This is a genomic window from Mangrovibacter sp. MFB070 (assembly GCF_000705335.1).
Classification (GTDB): domain Bacteria; phylum Pseudomonadota; class Gammaproteobacteria; order Enterobacterales; family Enterobacteriaceae; genus Mangrovibacter; species Mangrovibacter plantisponsor.
In genome coordinates this window covers 128,014-144,920 of record NZ_JJMI01000011.1, presented here as the reverse complement: position 1 = coordinate 144,920, position 16,907 = coordinate 128,014, and the positions used below count along the sequence as shown (strand labels likewise).

The 16,907-nt window shown below is 49.1% G+C and carries 21 protein-coding genes; 10 read left to right on the top strand and 11 right to left on the bottom strand.

The features are described 5' to 3' along the window. Positions 1-40 precede the first annotated feature (40 nt). The 4 genes from DT73_RS05240 to mtgA all read left to right on the top strand — a co-directional run bounded on the left by DT73_RS05240 (position 41) and on the right by mtgA (position 4,976). Positions 41-970 (top strand): TIGR01212 family radical SAM protein, encoded by a 930-nt coding sequence (locus DT73_RS05240; RefSeq protein ID WP_036104952.1) that lies wholly within the window; start codon positions 41-43, stop codon positions 968-970. A gap of 61 nt (positions 971-1,031) precedes the next feature. Beyond that, positions 1,032-3,368 carry an aerobic respiration two-component sensor histidine kinase ArcB gene (arcB, locus tag DT73_RS05235; protein WP_036104949.1) on the top strand — a complete coding sequence of 779 codons (2,337 nt, stop codon included), beginning with the start codon at positions 1,032-1,034 and terminating at the stop codon, positions 3,366-3,368. Between the two features lie 229 nt (positions 3,369-3,597). Further along, positions 3,598-4,251: an isoprenoid biosynthesis glyoxalase ElbB gene (elbB, locus tag DT73_RS05230; RefSeq protein ID WP_036104945.1), complete on the top strand. Its 654-nt coding sequence runs from the start codon at positions 3,598-3,600 to the stop codon at positions 4,249-4,251. Next, positions 4,248-4,976 (top strand): monofunctional biosynthetic peptidoglycan transglycosylase, encoded by a 729-nt coding sequence (gene mtgA, locus DT73_RS05225; protein ID WP_036104942.1) that lies wholly within the window; start codon positions 4,248-4,250, stop codon positions 4,974-4,976. The genes elbB and mtgA overlap by 4 nt, the downstream gene beginning before the upstream one ends. A 7-nt stretch (positions 4,977-4,983) precedes the next feature. Here the strand turns inward: mtgA and npr are convergent, their stop codons facing one another. From npr to DT73_RS05170, 11 genes are all read right to left on the bottom strand, one after another. Beyond that, positions 4,984-5,256, bottom strand: coding sequence for a PTS phosphocarrier protein NPr (gene npr, locus DT73_RS05220; RefSeq protein ID WP_036104940.1), 273 nt, complete (start codon positions 5,254-5,256; stop codon positions 4,984-4,986). Continuing rightward, positions 5,253-6,107, bottom strand: a complete 855-nt coding sequence (gene rapZ / locus DT73_RS05215; RefSeq protein ID WP_036104937.1) for an RNase adapter RapZ — start codon at positions 6,105-6,107, stop codon at positions 5,253-5,255. The genes npr and rapZ overlap by 4 nt, the downstream gene beginning before the upstream one ends. 220 nt (positions 6,108-6,327) lie before the next feature. Then, the gene (gene ptsN / locus DT73_RS05210) at positions 6,328-6,813 is read right to left on the bottom strand and encodes a PTS IIA-like nitrogen regulatory protein PtsN (RefSeq protein ID WP_036104934.1); all 486 of its coding nucleotides are present in this window, start codon (positions 6,811-6,813) and stop codon (positions 6,328-6,330) included. An 82-nt stretch (positions 6,814-6,895) separates the two neighbouring features. Beyond that, the gene (gene hpf / locus DT73_RS05205) at positions 6,896-7,183 is read right to left on the bottom strand and encodes a ribosome hibernation promoting factor (protein WP_036104930.1); all 288 of its coding nucleotides are present in this window, start codon (positions 7,181-7,183) and stop codon (positions 6,896-6,898) included. Positions 7,184-7,205: 22 nt separating this feature from the next. Next, positions 7,206-8,639 carry an RNA polymerase factor sigma-54 gene (gene rpoN / locus DT73_RS05200; protein ID WP_036104927.1) on the bottom strand — a complete coding sequence of 478 codons (1,434 nt, stop codon included), beginning with the start codon at positions 8,637-8,639 and terminating at the stop codon, positions 7,206-7,208. A gap of 161 nt (positions 8,640-8,800) precedes the next feature. After that, a complete protein-coding gene (lptB, locus tag DT73_RS05195; protein WP_036104924.1) occupies positions 8,801-9,526 on the bottom strand; it encodes an LPS export ABC transporter ATP-binding protein in 726 nt (241 codons plus the stop codon). Between the two features lie 6 nt (positions 9,527-9,532). Beyond that, a complete protein-coding gene (gene lptA, locus DT73_RS05190) occupies positions 9,533-10,084 on the bottom strand; it encodes a lipopolysaccharide ABC transporter substrate-binding protein LptA (RefSeq protein ID WP_036104921.1) in 552 nt (183 codons plus the stop codon). Then, a complete protein-coding gene (lptC, locus tag DT73_RS05185; protein ID WP_036104917.1) occupies positions 10,053-10,628 on the bottom strand; it encodes an LPS export ABC transporter periplasmic protein LptC in 576 nt (191 codons plus the stop codon). The genes lptA and lptC overlap by 32 nt, the downstream gene beginning before the upstream one ends. Then, entirely contained in the window at positions 10,625-11,191 is a 567-nt protein-coding gene (gene kdsC, locus DT73_RS05180; RefSeq protein ID WP_036104914.1) for a 3-deoxy-manno-octulosonate-8-phosphatase KdsC, read from the bottom strand. The genes lptC and kdsC overlap by 4 nt, the downstream gene beginning before the upstream one ends. A 15-nt stretch (positions 11,192-11,206) precedes the next feature. Beyond that, positions 11,207-12,193: an arabinose-5-phosphate isomerase KdsD gene (gene kdsD / locus DT73_RS05175; RefSeq protein ID WP_036104909.1), complete on the bottom strand. Its 987-nt coding sequence runs from the start codon at positions 12,191-12,193 to the stop codon at positions 11,207-11,209. A gap of 12 nt (positions 12,194-12,205) precedes the next feature. Further along, on the bottom strand, positions 12,206-13,183 hold the full coding sequence (locus tag DT73_RS05170) for a calcium/sodium antiporter (RefSeq protein WP_036104906.1): 978 nt from the start codon (positions 13,181-13,183) through the stop codon (positions 12,206-12,208). Between the two features lie 231 nt (positions 13,184-13,414). Between DT73_RS05170 and mlaF the strand changes: the two genes are divergently transcribed. From mlaF to ibaG, 6 genes are all read left to right on the top strand, one after another. After that, a complete protein-coding gene (gene mlaF / locus DT73_RS05165; RefSeq protein ID WP_036104902.1) occupies positions 13,415-14,230 on the top strand; it encodes a phospholipid ABC transporter ATP-binding protein MlaF in 816 nt (271 codons plus the stop codon). A gap of 4 nt (positions 14,231-14,234) precedes the next feature. Next, positions 14,235-15,020 carry a lipid asymmetry maintenance ABC transporter permease subunit MlaE gene (gene mlaE / locus DT73_RS05160; protein WP_036104899.1) on the top strand — a complete coding sequence of 262 codons (786 nt, stop codon included), beginning with the start codon at positions 14,235-14,237 and terminating at the stop codon, positions 15,018-15,020. A 4-nt stretch (positions 15,021-15,024) separates the two neighbouring features. Continuing rightward, positions 15,025-15,576, top strand: a complete 552-nt coding sequence (gene mlaD / locus DT73_RS05155) for an outer membrane lipid asymmetry maintenance protein MlaD (RefSeq protein WP_036104897.1) — start codon at positions 15,025-15,027, stop codon at positions 15,574-15,576. Positions 15,577-15,591: 15 nt separating this feature from the next. Continuing rightward, positions 15,592-16,221, top strand: coding sequence for a phospholipid-binding protein MlaC (gene mlaC, locus DT73_RS05150; RefSeq protein ID WP_036104895.1), 630 nt, complete (start codon positions 15,592-15,594; stop codon positions 16,219-16,221). Then, positions 16,221-16,520, top strand: a complete 300-nt coding sequence (gene mlaB / locus DT73_RS05145) for a lipid asymmetry maintenance protein MlaB (RefSeq protein ID WP_036104891.1) — start codon at positions 16,221-16,223, stop codon at positions 16,518-16,520. The genes mlaC and mlaB overlap by 1 nt, the downstream gene beginning before the upstream one ends. Before the next feature lie 128 nt (positions 16,521-16,648). Further along, entirely contained in the window at positions 16,649-16,903 is a 255-nt protein-coding gene (ibaG, locus tag DT73_RS05140) for a BolA family iron metabolism protein IbaG (protein ID WP_036104889.1), read from the top strand. The last annotated feature ends 4 nt before the right edge of the window (positions 16,904-16,907 follow it).

The window sequence follows — 16,907 nt, the reverse complement described above, 5'->3', positions numbered from 1 at the left end:
GGCAGTCTGTTGCCCTTACTAAGGGCGGCCTAACAGAATTATGCAGTTACAGAATTTAGTCAATATGTTTGGTGGTGATCTTTTTCGCCGCTATGGGCAAAAGGTACATAAACTGACTTTGCATGGTGGGTTCAGTTGCCCAAACCGCGATGGGACCATAGGGCGCGGGGGATGTACGTTTTGCAACGTCGCCTCTTTTGCTGATGAAGCGCAACAATATCATTCCATCGCTGAGCAACTTGCTGAGCAGGCGCATCTGGTGAACCGCGCAAAACGCTATCTTGCTTATTTTCAGGCTTACACCAGCACCTGGGCTGAGGTGGAAGTGCTGCGTAATATGTACCAACAGGCGGTTGCACAGGCGAATATTGTTGGTTTATGTGTGGGAACCCGCCCGGACTGTGTTCCGGAAGCTGTGCTGGACTTACTGAGTGGTTATGCGGCTCAGGGCTATGAAGTCTGGCTCGAGTTAGGGTTACAGACCGCACACAATAAAACATTGCATCGCATTAATCGTGGCCATGACTTTGCCTGCTACCAGCGAACGGCACAACTGGCTCGCCAGCGCGGTCTGAAAGTTTGTTGCCACTTGATTGTGGGGTTGCCGGGTGAACAACATCAGCATTGTATGGAAACGCTCGAAAGTGTGGTGAGCACCGGAGTGGATGGCATTAAGTTACATCCCTTACATATTGTGAAAGGCAGTATCATGGCAAAAAGCTGGCAAGCCGGCAGGCTGGCGGGGATTACTCTTGAGGACTATACCCATACTGCCAGTGAAATGATTCGCCACACACCGCTGGATGTCGTCTATCACCGTATTTCAGCCAGTGCACGGCGCCCGACACTGCTTGCCCCTTTGTGGTGTGAAAATCGCTGGACTGGCATGGTGGAAATCAACCGCTATTTACTTGAATATGGCCCTCAGGGTGATGCATTAGGGACGCCCTGGACACCGATGCTTGCCTGAAAACATACTGTTATGTCATTTTTCGGTATCATGGTGGTAATTCTCAGTTAAGGAATGTTCCATGAATCAAATCCGTAAGCTGGCGCAATATTATGTAGACCTGATGATGAAATTGGGTCTGGTGCGTTTTTCCCTGTTGTTAGCGTTTGCGCTGGTAGTCCTGGCTATTGTTGTTCAGATGGCTGTCACTATGGTGTTGCGCGGTCAGGTAGAGAGTATTGATGTTATCCGCTCTATCTTCTTCGGGTTATTGATTACGCCATGGGCGGTCTATTTCCTCTCTGTTGTGGTGGAGCAAATTGAGGAGTCCCGGCAACGTCTGACACGCCTGGTAGAAAAACTGGAAGAGATGCGTGAACGCGATTTGTCGCTTAATGTTCAGCTAAAAAACAATATCACGCAGCTTAATCAGGAGATTACTGATCGTGAAAGGGCGGAAAAAGAGCGCCAGTCTGTTCTTGACCAGCTAACACTGGAAATAAAAGAGCGTGAGCAAACGCAGATCCAACTGGCCCAACAGTCCTCTTTTTTACGTTCATTCCTCGATGCATCACCAGATTTGGTGTTTTATCGCAATGAAGATCAGGAGTTCTCCGGGTGCAACCGGGCGATGGAGCTGTTAACCGGGAAAAGTGAGAAACAACTCATTGGTCTGCGTCCGGCCGATGTGTATTCCACGGAGGCGGCCGAGAAAGTGATTGAAACGGACGAAAAAGTCTTTCGCCATAATGTTTCACTCACCTATGAACAGTGGCTGGATTACCCCGATGGGCGCAAAGCCTGCTTTGAAATCCGTAAAGTGCCTTACTACGACCGTGTAGGTAAACGGCATGGTCTGATGGGGTTTGGGCGTGATATCACTGAGCGTAAGCGTTATCAGGATGCCCTTGAGCGCGCCAGCCGGGATAAAACAACGTTTATTTCCACTATCAGCCATGAATTGCGTACGCCACTGAACGGGATCGTCGGTTTGAGCCGTATTCTGCTGGATACAGACCTGACGCCAGAACAAGAAAAGTACCTGAAAACCGTGCATGTTTCGGCCGTCACTCTGGGTAATATCTTCAATGATATTATCGATATGGATAAAATTGAACGCCGCAAAGTGCAACTGGATAACCAGCCAATTGATTTTACCGGTTTCCTTTCTGACCTCGAAAACCTCTCCGGCCTGCAGGCTCAGCAAAAAGGGCTGCGTTTTGTAATGGAAACCTCGCAGCCGTTGCCGCATAAAATAATCGCAGATGGCACACGCCTGCGGCAAATTCTGTGGAATCTGATTAGTAATGCGGTGAAATTTACCCGTAAAGGAGAAGTGCGGGTGCAGGTCAGCTATCAGGATGACCAGATAATGCGCTTTGAAGTTCAGGATTCGGGTATTGGTATTCCTCCCGGCGAACTGGATAAAATTTTCGCTATGTATTACCAGGTGAAAGACGAACAGGGTGGGAAGCCTGCAACCGGTACCGGAATTGGCCTGGCGGTATCTCGTCGCCTGGCGAAAAGTATGGGTGGGGATATCACTGTTTCCAGTAAACCAGGCGAAGGCGCATTGTTTACCCTCACAGTACATGCTCCTTCCGTTCATGATGAAGTGGATGAAGAAGATGACGATGAGTTGCCTCTGCCAGCTCTTCATGTTCTGTTGGTGGAAGATATTGAACTGAATGTGATTGTCGCCCGTTCTGTGCTGGAAAAAATGGGCAATTCCGTCGATGTGGCAATGACCGGTAAAGAAGCTCTGGCGACATTTATTCCCGGGGAATACGATTTAGTTTTATTGGATATTCAGTTGCCGGATATGACCGGGCTGGATATTGCCCGTAAATTAACGCAAACATTTACGCGGGATGAATTACCACCGTTAGTTGCGTTAACCGCCAACGTACTCAAAGATAAAAAAGAGTATCTGGATGCCGGCATGGATGATGTATTGAGTAAGCCGTTATCTGTGTCTGCTTTAACTGCGATGATCAAGAAGTTTTGGGACGCACATACCGTACCGGAGGATGGCGTGAGTAATCTTGAAGCTGATGATAAAAAACAAGCTATCCTGGATTTGCCGATGCTCGAACAGTATATGGAGTTAGTCGGGCCAAAATTGATTCGTGACGGGCTGGCGATGTTTGAGAAAATGATGCCGGGCTATTTAAGTGTGCTGGAATCCAACTGGACTGCACGGGACCAGAAAGGCATTGTTGACGAAGGCCATAAAATCAAAGGTGCCGCAGGCTCTGTGGGGTTACGGCATATTCAGCAACTGGCACAGCAAGTGCAGTCTCCGGATTTACCCGCCTGGTGGGATAATGCTGGTGAATGGATTGAGGAGATTCGGCACGAATGGCGCAACGATATCGCTGCGCTGGAAAAATGGGTTGCAGATGCTGAAAAAAAATGACCCCGGATTAACCGGGGTGCGCGAATACTGCGCCAACACCAGGGAAACTGACGTCCCGCAGAGTATTGGTTTATGTTTTAACGAGGCGAGACGAGAAATTCCTCACACAACTCAGCCATAAGATAGCAAAACTTAAATTAGTTGTTACATGAATCAGTAAAATGTGTGAAGCATAGCGTCTTAATAGCATTTTATTTAACGATTTGACAGCGGCACAAAGAGAATTTGTATGAAAAAAATTGGCGTAGTTCTGTGTGGTGCGGGTGTCTATGACGGCTCAGAGATTCATGAAGCAGTCCTCACTTTACTGGCAATTGCTCGGGCAGGAGCAGAAGCTATTTGTTTCGCTCCAGATAAAACACAGTATGACGTGGTAAATCACCTTACCGGTGAGGTGATGCCGGAAACACGTAACTGCCTGGTTGAAGCTGCACGTATTACCCGGGGGCAGGTGAGCTCTCTCAGCCAGGCCCGGGCGGCAGACCTGGACGCACTTATTGTGCCTGGCGGGTTTGGTGCTGCCAAGAACCTCAGTAACTTTGCTGTTGCTGGTGCGGAATGCTCCGTTGACCCGGCACTGAAGGCTCTGGCCAGAGATTGTCATGCAGCAGGAAAACCACTTGGTTTTATCTGTATTGCACCTGCCATGCTTCCTCATATTCTTGAAACACCTGTTCGACTGACTATTGGTACAGATGTTGACACTGCTGAATTAGTGGAAGAGATGGGCGGGGAACACGTTCCTTGCCCGGTAGAGGACATTGTGGTGGATGAAGACCAAAAAGTGGTAACCACACCGGCCTATATGCTGGCGAAAAGTATTGATGAAGCCGCACAGGGTATTGATAAACTGGTTTCCCGTGTTCTGGTTCTTTGCCAATGAGCCGAGGCAGTAAAGGGTTGTTAGCAAGAGTGAAACGGTACATCTTGTTTGGTGTTCTGGGGCTTGTTGGTTTTTGGCTGTCATTAATACTACTGTTTCGCGTGTTGCCTGTCCCGTTCAGTGCTGTGATGGTGGAACGCCAGGTATCTGCATGGTTTTCGGGCGATTTTCACTATGTTGCGCATTCAACATGGGAATCCATGGATAACATCTCTCCCTGGATGGCGATTGCGGTTATTGCGGCTGAAGATCAAAAATTCCCGGAACACTGGGGGTTTGATGTTGGAGCGATTCAGAAAGCGCTGGCTCATAACGAGCGCCATGAAAACCGAATACGTGGCGCATCAACATTATCTCAGCAAACAGCCAAAAATATGTTTTTGTGGGATGGGCGTTCCTGGGTGCGTAAAGGCCTGGAGGCCGGGTTAACGGTTGGCATTGAATTACTCTGGGGTAAGCGCCGAATATTAACGGTTTACCTGAATGTAGCGGAGTTTGGTGACGGCATCTTTGGTGTTGAGGCAGCTGCAAAACATTATTTCCACAAGCCTGCAAGCCGGCTGACGCCAGCGGAGGCCGCTTTGTTAGCCGCGGTATTGCCCAACCCGATTATTTATAAAGCCAGTGCTCCTTCTGGGTATGTTCGCGCCAGGCAACAATGGATACTCCGCCAGATGAGGCAACTGGGTGGGGAAAGCTTCCTGGCAGAGCACAAGCTGAACTAGCCTGGAGTTAATCCTCGTCGAAACCCGCATTGAATAGCGCGATAACGGCGGCAAGGGCTTCCTCTTCCTGTGGCCCGGTTGCTTCTACTTCAATGTGCCCACCTTTGGCAGAATCCAGCATAAGCAGTGCAATCACACTGCTGGCTTCTGCTTCAGTTCCAGTTTCATTGCGCAGTAACACTTCGGCATCAAAACTTTGTACCAGTTCAAAGAGCTTCATTGCCGGGCGAGCATGCATGCCTAAACGATTGGTGAGCTCAACAGTTTGTTTTACGGTCATGTTTTGCGTTTTTCCAACGTGCGATGACGTGACTGGACATTTTTACCGCGTGAGCGGAAATAGTCGGCTAATTGTTCTGCAACATAAACAGAACGGTGCTTACCACCAGTACAACCAATAGCAACTGTCAGATAGCTACGGTTATTTGTCTCCAGCATGGGTAACCATAACTCAAGGTAGCTGCGTGTCTGGTAAATAAAGTTATGCACTTCGGTATGGCGGTCCAAAAAGGCAGCGACAGGTTTATCCAGACCGGTCATCGGGCGTAGTTTGGGATCCCAGTGCGGGTTTGGCAGAAAGCGAACATCAAAAACGTAATCTGCGTCGATAGGTATGCCGTGTTTAAAACCGAATGATTCAAATACCATGGTGAGTTCACGCTCACGTTTACCCAGCAGCCGGGTTCGCAGCATTTCTGCCAGTTCATGAACTGACATTTCCGAAGTATCAACAATCAGATCGGCCCGGGATCGCAGTGGCTCCAGCAGATCATTTTCTTCATCGATCGCACTTTCCAGTGACAGATTCTTACTGGACAGCGGATGAAGACGCCTTGTGTCACTGTAGCGTCGAATCAGAGTGTTACGGTCAGCATCAAGGAACAGAAGTTGCGGCGAAAAGGTATCAGGCAAATTACGCATTGCCTGTTCAAAAATTTCCGGAGATTCGGGCATATTGCGTACATCAATACTGACTGCCGCAGACGTTTGCCTGTCAGATAATGTGCGGGCTAAATCGGGTAGCAACACAACTGGCAGGTTATCTACACAGTAAAACCCCATATCTTCCAGAGCACGCAAGGCTACGGATTTCCCTGAACCTGAGCGGCCGCTGACAATCATCAGCACCATGAACGGTCTCTCCCCCAGTCTGAATATACCCGTTATCGGTTTGCACAGGGTGGCGATATTTATCTCTCTCATCCCTGAGAGGCACCCTGATGGCCTTCACCAGCAACCTATTACGTTGCTAACTGGCATATAAAGCCAGTGACGTCTACGGTGTTGGCCTGCTGCACTCCAAATTTTTATGGGTATCTTGTGGTGTTATTGCATGATTACTGCGCCTGAATCAGGCTCCTGCATTTCCTGCATCAGTAATAATGTTAAATAACTCTTCATCCGTTTGCGCCATACGGAGCTGACGGCAAATAGTTTTGTCAGCCAGTTTTTTGGCGACCAGCGACAATGTATGTAAGTGTGTTTTAGTTTGGTCTGCCGGAACCAGCAAAGCGAACAAGAGATCAACTGGCTGGTTATCAATGGCATCGAAAGGTATGGGTGTTTCCAGACGGATAAATACACCTACGGCACGTAATGTGTCTTCTTCCAGTTTACCGTGCGGGATAGCGATACCATTGCCAATACCGGTACTTCCCATGCGCTCACGGGTTAGTACAGCATCAAAAACCGCTTGTGACGGAAGGCCTAACTGCTTAGCCGCCAGTTCACTGACGATTTCCAGAGCACGTTTTTTGCTCTGACAATGCACGTTATTACGCGTACATTCCTGGTTCAGGACAGCGCTGAGTTGCAGCGCGGAATCATTATTCATCATAGCTCCACCTGGCACCCTCTGTGCCAGCGGCCCGCTATCCTGCGATAACGGGCCGCTGAGATTCAGGGAAATACCTGGGTCATCAATGCTGTTTCAGTTTATCTTTGTGTTTGGTTAACTGACGGGCGAGTTTATCTATCAAACCGTCAATTGCGGCATACATATCCTGGCCTTCGGCACTGGCATGCAACTCACCGCCATTTACATGAAGCGTTGCATCCGCTGTTTGAGTGACTTTTTCCACTTTCAACACAATATAGACCTGGTTGATCCTTTCGAAATACTGCTCCAGTTTGGCGAACTTTGTGTTGACGAATTCGCGCATAGCTTCAGTAATCTCGACATTCTGTCCTGTGATATTGAGTTGCATATTGTCTTCCTTATCGGTTAAGTCAAACCAATTGTTTACGCTGGTTCGACGGCGGTATGGATAAAGACTCGCGGTATTTTGCGACAGTGCGCCGCGCCACCATGATACCTTGATCAGATAACATAGAAGTCAGTTTACTATCACTAAGTGGTTTTGCCGGGTTTTCTGCGGCAATCAACTTCTTCACCAGCGCACGAATAGCCGTGGAAGAGGCTTCGCCCCCACCTTCGGTGTTCACATGGCTGGAGAAGAAATATTTCAGCTCAAAAATGCCCCGTGGGCTGTGCAGGTATTTTTGCGTGGTAACGCGCGAAATCGTTGATTCGTGCATTTCCACCGCCTGAGCAATATCTGCCAGCACCATTGGCTTCATGTATTCTTCGCCATTTTCGAAAAAAGCCTGTTGTTGCTCAACAATACACTGGCTGACTTTGAGCAGTGTTTCATTGCGGCTTTCCAGACTTTTGATTAACCATTTCGCTTCCTGCAAATTACTGCGGATGAACTGGCTGTCACTGTCATTACGCGAATTGTTGCACATAGAGGCGTAATGCTGGTTGATGGACAAGCGGGGAATACTGTCGGAATTCAGTTCGACTGTCCAGCGCCCTTTATGTTTGCGAACCAACACATCCGGAATAACGTATTCAGGCTCAGTGGTGTGAATGGACTGGCCAGGGCGAGGGTCAAGAGACAGGATCAGCACCATCGCATCTTTCAGCACATCTTCTTTAAGACGCGTGACTTTCATCAGTGTGCGGAAGTCATGGTTTGCCAGAAGATCGAGATGCCCGTTGATTATCTGCCGGGCTTCTTCAATAAAAGGTGTTTCACGGGAGAACTGTGAAAGCTGGATAAGCAAACAATCACGTAAATCACGGGCAGCAACCCCCACAGGATCAAATCGCTGTACTCGCTTGAGTACGGCCTCAATTTCATCCAGTGTGATGGTTTCGTCGCCCATGCTTTCCAGAATATCTTCAACGGGAACGGTGAGATAACCTGTTTCATCTACGGCATCGACAATCGATGTGGCAATTGCCCTGTCAGTATCAGAAAACGGAGTCAGCTCCACTTGCCACATCAGGTAATCCTGCAATGTTTGAGTCGTCTCACCCTGATAAACAGGTAGTTCATCATCAATGTAATCTGCCCCGGTTCCTGATGGTGTCCCGGCGGTATAGATTTCATCCCAGCTCGCATCCAGAGGCAGCTCTTCAGGCATGTCTTTTTGCTCAAGCGCTTCCCGGGTATCCAGCGATTCACTATCCTGGGCATCCTGAGTTTCCACTTCTTCATGAAAATCGGTTTGCTCAAGCAGCGGATTATTTTCCAGCGCTTGCTGGAGTTCTTGCTGCAGTTCCAGCGTAGACAGTTGCAACAGGCGAATGGCCTGTTGTAGCTGAGGCGTCATGGCAAGCTGTTGACTAAGCTTTAGTTGCAAACCTTGCTTCATATTCAGAGCATACTTCCTCAGGTCAATACGTTAATAATACCTGCCCTGGCAAAAAGAAAAACTCTCCTGATAAAGTGAAACGGTGACAGTGATAACGAATAGCGAACAAACCTGATACGAGGTGTCCTCACTCTTTTTTACATCCTGTCACGCTTACCCTATCAGAGTCTGAACTCTTCCCCAAGATATACCCGCTTCACATGCTCGTCTTCGAGAATTTCGCCTGGTGTACCATGGGCAATAAGGTGACCCTGGCTGACGATATAAGCCCGTTCACAAACCGCCAGTGTTTCGCGCACGTTGTGGTCGGTAATCAATACGCCCAGACCGCTGTCACGCAGATGTTCGATAATACGTTTTATGTCGATAACCGAGATGGGGTCAACCCCTGCGAAGGGTTCATCCAGCAGAATGAACTTCGGATTAGCAGCCAGTGCTCGCGCAATCTCTACACGACGGCGTTCACCACCTGACAGAGATTGCCCGAGGCTGTCGCGCAGATGTTCGATGTGAAACTCCTCCATCAACTCATTTGCCCGATCAACACGTTGTTCGCTGGAGAGGTCATCGCGAATTTGTAACACCGCCATCAGGTTATCGTACACGCTGAGACGCCGGAAAATAGATGCTTCCTGCGGCAGATAGCCAATCCCTCTGCGGGCACGGGCATGAAGCGGTAACAGGCTGATGTCTTCATCGTCAATGGTGATATTACCGGCGTCGCGTGGAACAATACCCACTACCATGTAAAACGTGGTGGTTTTCCCCGCACCGTTAGGCCCCAGCAGGCCAACGATTTCGCCAGAGTTCACAGTTAAACTGACATCTTCGACGACCCGACGCCCTTTATAGGCCTTCGCCAGGTTTTTCGCTGTAAGTGTTGCCATACTGAATTAGTTACTCTTTTTAGGGGCAGTTGCCTGGTCTTTCTTGTCCTGAAGTTGGGACGGAACCAGAACGGTCGTCACGCGTTTACCTTTGTCGCTAAACGCCTGCATTTTCTGTTCTTTCACCAGATAGGTAATTTTATCGCCAGTGATATTACTATCAAGTTGCTCCAGATAAGCTTTGCCAGTCAGAACGACAAAATCATTTTGCAGTTCATAATGCATGTGGCTGGCATGGCCTTTAACCGGCTTGCCGTTATCCTGCATTTGATAGAATGTGGCCGGGTTACCATAGCCATCAATCACTTCTTTACCTTTTTCGCCGCCAGGGCGTGTCACAACGACTTTGTCCGCGTTGATCTTGATGCTTCCCTGGGTGACAACAACATTACCGGTAAAGGTGACGATGTTACCCTGCATATCCAGAGACTGCTGATCTGATTCGATATGGATAGGCTGATCCGTATCGCCAGTTAACGCAAATGCCGGAAGGCTGGCGGCAAACAATGCACCGGCTACCAGAACGTTAAGGCTGAGTTTGTTTATTTTGAATTTCATAGGAAGTTCTAACCTTTTCAATCAGCTTGGCCGTTTTACTGCGTAAGTTGCCGCGCATTTTCAAACCACTGGAATTAAATGTGGTGCCATATAGCGTCACCAGATCATCGGAGGCAACATCCTGAGTTATCAGGTTTACCTGAGCGTTATCGGTGGTGATTTTTCGTAACTGTGAGTCAGGCGTCAGTGCATCCAACTCAACATGCCCGTAGAGATAAAGCATCCGATCATTGGTCAGTTTTGCTTTGTCTGCCCGGATAGACCAGGTCGCGACTTTGTTTGTATCGTATGAAGTCACTACGGGGTCAGTAAACCAGGTCAGCTCTTGATCTGAATAGTATTCAACATGTTTTGCTATCAGGCGATAATTGAGCGCACCTTCTGGATTATATACAACCGTATCGGAGTGCTCACTCTGATAAGTTGGCTCGTTGTTATTGACCTGTACTTGCGAATTATTGTCGGTATCAGCGAGGTTTATCCCCAGCAGAATTAAAACGACCAGAGCAAGCAGGATAATGACCCAACGTCTGCTTTTACTCATATTGATTGCCCTGTAGCCTGCTCAAGTTTGCCCTGAGACTGTAGCAGGATATCGCAAACCTCTCTTACTGCGCCGCGCCCACCAGGAATCGTCGTGACATAATCTGCGCGGGGGAGCAGCAGTGGGTGGGCGTCAGCGACAGCCACACTCAAACCGACTTGTGACATCACTGGCCAGTCGATCAGATCATCACCAATATAAGCGACGTCTTCTGGTTGCAACGACAGATGAGAAAGCAAAGACTGGTAAGCGATACGCTTATCACTTTGACCTTGCCAAAGATGAGTGATGCCCAGTGTCTGGCAACGGTCTTCCAGTAACTTTGCTTTACGCCCGGTAATAATGGCAACTTCAATGCCTGATGTCAGCGCGCAGCGAATGCCGTAACCGTCCCGCACATTGAACGCTTTCAACTCTTCACCATTGTTGCCCATATAAATGAGGCCATCAGACATCACGCCATCGACATCAAGGATAAGCAGCTTAATCCGCGCTGCTTTCTCTATTACGGAGTTATCGACCAGACCGTAGCACGTTTCAGTTACCGTTTGGGGGGTACTCATTACTTCATATCCTATTCAGACTACGCCTGCGCGCAGCAGATCATGCATATGTATCACACCAGCCAGATGGTCGCCATCCGCAACCATTACAGCTGTAATATGCCTGGACTGCATTAAATTCAGTGCGTCAACAGCCAGTGTACCGGGCTTAACCCGAATACCACCCGGGGTCATCACGTCTTTAATCGCCAGGCTATGCAGGTCAACGCCCATATCAAACACCCGGCGTAAGTCGCCATCGGTGAAAATACCATGAATTGTCATCTGGTCATCACAGATAACCGTCATCCCCAGGTTTTTTCGGGTGATTTCCAGTAAAGCATCGCGTAACGAGGCGTGCTCACTGACATGGGGGATCTCATCACCCGTGTGCATAATATCATTAACACGCAGTAATAACTTGCGCCCAAGAGCTCCGCCCGGATGCGATAGCGCGAAATCCTCTGCGGTGAACCCTCTGGCCTCCAACAGAGCTACAGCCAGAGCATCACCCATCACTAATGTGGCGGTTGTGCTGGTGGTGGGGGCCAGGCCCAGCGGGCAGGCCTCTTGCGGTACGTGAATGCACAAGTGGATATCTGCGGCTTTTGCCATTGTGCTTTGTGGCCGCCCGGTCATGCTGATTAGGGAAACATTAAGGCGTTTAAGTACTGGAATAAGTGCCAGTATTTCGTTGGATTCACCTGAGTTAGAAATAGCAATAACAACATCGTTGTTGGTCACCATGCCTAAATCACCGTGGCTGGCTTCCCCGGGGTGAACAAAAAATGCAGGTGTACCTGTACTGGCGAATGTAGCGGCCATTTTGCGGCCAATATGCCCGGATTTACCCATTCCCATAACCACGACTTTGCCCTGACAGGCAAATATTTTCCTGCAGGCGTCTGTAAAGTCGCCATTGATATACTGGTCCAGTTGAGCCAGCCCTTCACGTTCAACCGTAAGCACGGTTTTCCCGGCGCGCTGGAAATCAAAGCCTGCATCCACGTTTTTGTGTGACATACCGTGTCCGTATTACTCGACGAAAGGAAAAAAACCGGCGAGGCGCAGAATTAACCAGACAATGAAGCCAGTTAATAACAAAGCACCCGCACACTTACTGATTTCACCTGAACGGCGCCAACAAAGTAGCGCAAACACCAGGCTGACCAGCAATAACACTCCATAATCATACCGGATCATGAGCGGATCGAGGTCTCTATGGTACCCGAGCGCAGGTAAACCCAGAACAATTGTGATGTTGAAAATATTGGCACCGATTAAATTGCCAATGGCGATGTTGTCTTCACCTTTTCTTGCTCCGGCTATTGCCGTTGCCAGTTCCGGCAGACTGGTGCCAATTGCCAGTACAGTGACACCAACCAGGAACTCGCTGATGTTAAAGGCATTCGCAAGTACTGTAGCGTTGTCAATAACCATATGAGTGGCTATTGGCATAATAATGAGCGCAACCCCCAGCCATAACAGCGCAACGGGCAGGGAGCCTTCACAAGGTAGTTCTGCCAGTTGTTCCCGGGTCAGGTTGTCGTTTTCTTTGTGATGGGCGTGCTGAGCGAATTTGACTGTCAGCAGCAAGTAAATAGCGGCGATTATCAGCAAGACAACGCCTTCGCTACGAGTCAACTCACCATCCCACAGAATATACCCGGCAATAAGCGTGACCAGCAGCATCAGTGGGATTTCTCTGCGTAGCAACGCTGAGTGGACTTTTAAGGGGTGTAACGTTGCTGCCAGACCAAGAATCAGCAGAATATTCGTGATATTAGAACCAATTGCCGTGCCTACGGCCAGTGACCCCTGGTCACGTAACGTTGCCGATAACGCAACAATTATCTCGGGTAACGACGTGCCAACGGTAACGACAGTCATGCCGATGATTAAGGGAGAAACCCCAAGCCAATGGCAAAGTAAAGACGCAGAAAAGACCAGCCGGTCGGCGCTGTAAACCACCAAAAGTAAACCGATGATTAACAGAGACGTCGCTAAAAACATGAAAAATCCTTTATTCAGTTACAATGACTGGTTCACTGCTCTTGCTTATGCGGGAACAGCACAGCATGAAACACTTGCCTAATTTTGACTATATGGCACCGAAAAGTAAAACGATGCCAGTTTTCGCTAACTGAACTGCGCAATATTCTGTAAGAATATCGCGCACAGCAGAAATCAATGCCGTGTTTAAATGTACAGGTGTATCTGAAGCTAAGAGTTTAAGGACATCAGATGAACCAGAGAGTGGATAACCTGGTCGATATTCGAGACGTGACCTTTTCACGCGGGAGTCGGCGTATTTTCGACAATATCTCGTTGACCGTACCGCGTGGAAAGATCACGGCCATCATGGGGCCATCTGGGATTGGTAAAACCACCCTGTTACGCCTGATTGGTGGGCAGATTAAACCTGATGCCGGGCAAATTTTATTTGATGGTGACAACATTCCGTCACTGTCTCGTTCACGGTTGTTCACCGTCCGTAAACGGATGAGCATGCTTTTCCAGTCGGGTGCGTTGTTTACGGACCTGAACGTGTTTGAAAATGTGGCTTATCCCTTACGCGAACATACACATCTGCCTGAGCCGCTATTGGTCAGTACAGTCATGATGAAGTTGGAAGCCGTGGGGCTGCGCGGAGCTGCGGAGCTTATGCCATCCGAGCTTTCTGGTGGGATGGCCCGGCGGGCTGCGCTGGCACGTGCTATAGCGCTGGAACCTGAACTCATCATGTTTGATGAACCTTTTGTTGGCCAGGATCCTATCACTATGGGAGTGTTGGTGAAGCTGATCTCTGAGTTGAATCGCTCGCTGGGTGTGACCTGCATTGTCGTGTCCCACGATGTACCGGAAGTGCTCAGTATTGCCGATGAAGCATGGATCGTTGCTGATCAACAGATTATCGCGCATGGCAGCCCGGAGGGGCTACGCAGTAATCCGGATCCACGGGTTCGTCAGTTTCTGGATGGTATTGCCGACGGTCCTGTGCCGTTCCGTTTTCCGGCTGGGGAATATCAACGGGATCTATTTGCAGGAGCGGAGGAGTAATCACGTGGTATTTCTGGATGCGCTGGCATCTCTCGGGCATAAAGGCATAAAGTTTTGTGCAACATTTGGTCGGGCAGGGGTACTGCTCTTCAATGCACTGGTCGGAAAACCCGAGTTTCGCAAACATGCGCCGCTGTTAATGCGCCAACTCTACAGTGTTGGTGTGCTGTCTATGATAATCATCATCGTATCGGGGTTGTTTATCGGTATGGTGCTGGGCCTTCAGGGGTATTTGGTTTTAACCACATACAGCGCAGAAACCAGTCTGGGAATGCTGGTGGCATTGTCGCTGCTGCGTGAACTGGGTCCGGTGGTCGCTGCATTATTGTTCGCCGGGCGGGCTGGTTCTGCGCTTACTGCTGAAATCGGCCTGATGAAAGCCACGGAACAACTTTCCAGTATGGAAATGATGGCTGTCGATCCGTTGCGTCGTGTGATTTCCCCACGTTTTTGGGCTGGGGTTATTTCATTACCGCTACTGACACTGATTTTTGTCGCGGTTGGTGTTTGGGGCGGCTCGCTGGTTGGGGTGAACTGGAAAGGGATCGATTCCGGCTTTTTCTGGTCTGCCATGCAGAATGCTGTCGACTGGCGCCTTGACCTGGTCAACTGTGTTATCAAGAGCGTAGTGTTCGCCATTACGGTAACGTGGATTGCGTTATTTAATGGGTACGATGCTATCCCAACCTCTGCAGGGATTAGCCGGGCAACTACACGTACTGTTGTGCACGCTTCTCTGGCTGTTTTGGGGCTGGATTTTGTGCTTACTGCACTGATGTTTGGGAATTAAGTTCATGCAAACGAAGAAATTTGAAATCTGGGTTGGCGCATTTATGCTGGTTGCGTTTGCCGCTATTCTTTTTATCTGCCTGCGTGTGGCAAATATCACCTCGTTTCATACTGAGCCAACGTATCGTCTGTATGCCACTTTCGACAATATTGGTGGCCTGAAAGCACGCTCTCCAGTGCGTATTGGTGGTGTGGTGATTGGCCGGGTGGCCGATATTTCTCTGGATCCCAAGACCTATTTGCCCCGTGTGGCAATGGATATCGAGCAACGTTACAACCATATTCCAGACACCAGTTCGTTGGCTGTGCGCACTTCAGGCTTACTAGGTGAACAGTATCTGGCACTGAATGTGGGGTTTGAAGACCCAGAACTCGGTACTGGTATTCTGAAAGATGGCGACACCATGCAGGATACCAAGTCAGCTATGGTGCTTGAAGACTTGATAGGCCAGTTCTTATATAAGAGCAACAATGGTGACGACAATAAGACGAGTGGCGATGCACAAGGAACGTCACACGGGAATAATGAGCCATCCCCGTCCGGGAAAACGAACTAAGTTTGGAGATATGTCATGTTTAAACGGCTGTTAATGGTTGCCATGTTGGTGATCGCACCTTTGGCGGTAGCGGCGGATCAGTCCAATCCGTATGTGTTAATGAACCAGGCGGCGGAAAAAACGTTTTCCCGGCTGAAAAATGAACAGGCTAAAATTCGTCAGAATCCGGATTATCTGCGTGAGATAGTTGATCAGGAATTGCTGCCTTATGTCCAGGTCAAGTACGCCGGGGCATTGGTCCTGGGGCGCTATTACCGTGACGCCACTCCGGCGCAGCGTGAAGCCTATTTTGCGGCTTTCCGTGAATACCTGAAACAGGCTTATGGGCAGGCACTGGCAATGTACCATGGTCAAACTTATCAGATTGCTCCTGAACAACCTATTGGTGACGCGACTATCGTGGCAATTCGCGTGACTATCATTGACCCGAATGGCCGCCCTCCGGTGCGCCTGGACTTTCAGTGGCGTAAAAACAGCCAGACTGGAAACTGGCAGGCATATGACATGATTGCAGAAGGTGTCAGCATGATCACTACCAAGCAAAATGAGTGGAGTGATTTGTTACGTCAGAAAGGGATTGATGGCCTGACTGCAGAACTGAAAGAAATATCTCGCCATCCAATTACACTGGAAGCACAGAAATAATGGCGGCTGCTTTGCAGTGGCAACTGGATAACGGCACTCTGTCTTTGTCCGGTATTCTGGATCAGGGGTCATTGTTGCCACTCTGGTCACAGCGCCAGGTTATTTGCCAGGCATTATCAGAAATAGCAGTTGGTGAACTGGTCCGGGTAGATACTGCAGGACTGGCTATCTTACTGCATCTGGTGGCAACATCTCGCTCACAGGGGCGTGAAGTTGTGCTCACTGGCGTGAATGAAAAGCTTGATATGCTGAGCAAGCTTTATAATTTACCGGAATCAGTATTTCCCTATACTCACTAGTGTTTTCAGTGGGTTAGTCTCAAGGCCTTGCATTTTCTCACTGCAAGGCCTTTTTGCTTATTTCAGCGGCGAACACTTTCCTCTAAGATGTTTGGCTGGTTTTATTAATCGACGATGATGAAGAGCCCATGGAAAATCATGAAATTCAGACGGTGCTGATGAATGCACTGCCCCTTCAGGAAGTCCACGTCACTGGTGACGGTAGCCACTTTCAGGTTACTGCAGTGGGTGAACTCTTCGCCGGCATGAGTCGTGTGAAAAAACAACAAACGATTTATGGGCCTCTTATGGAATACATTGCGGATAACCGTATCCACGCTTTATCCATCAAAGCCTATACCCCGACAGAGTGGGAACGCGACCGTAAGTTAAACGGATTCTGAGCTG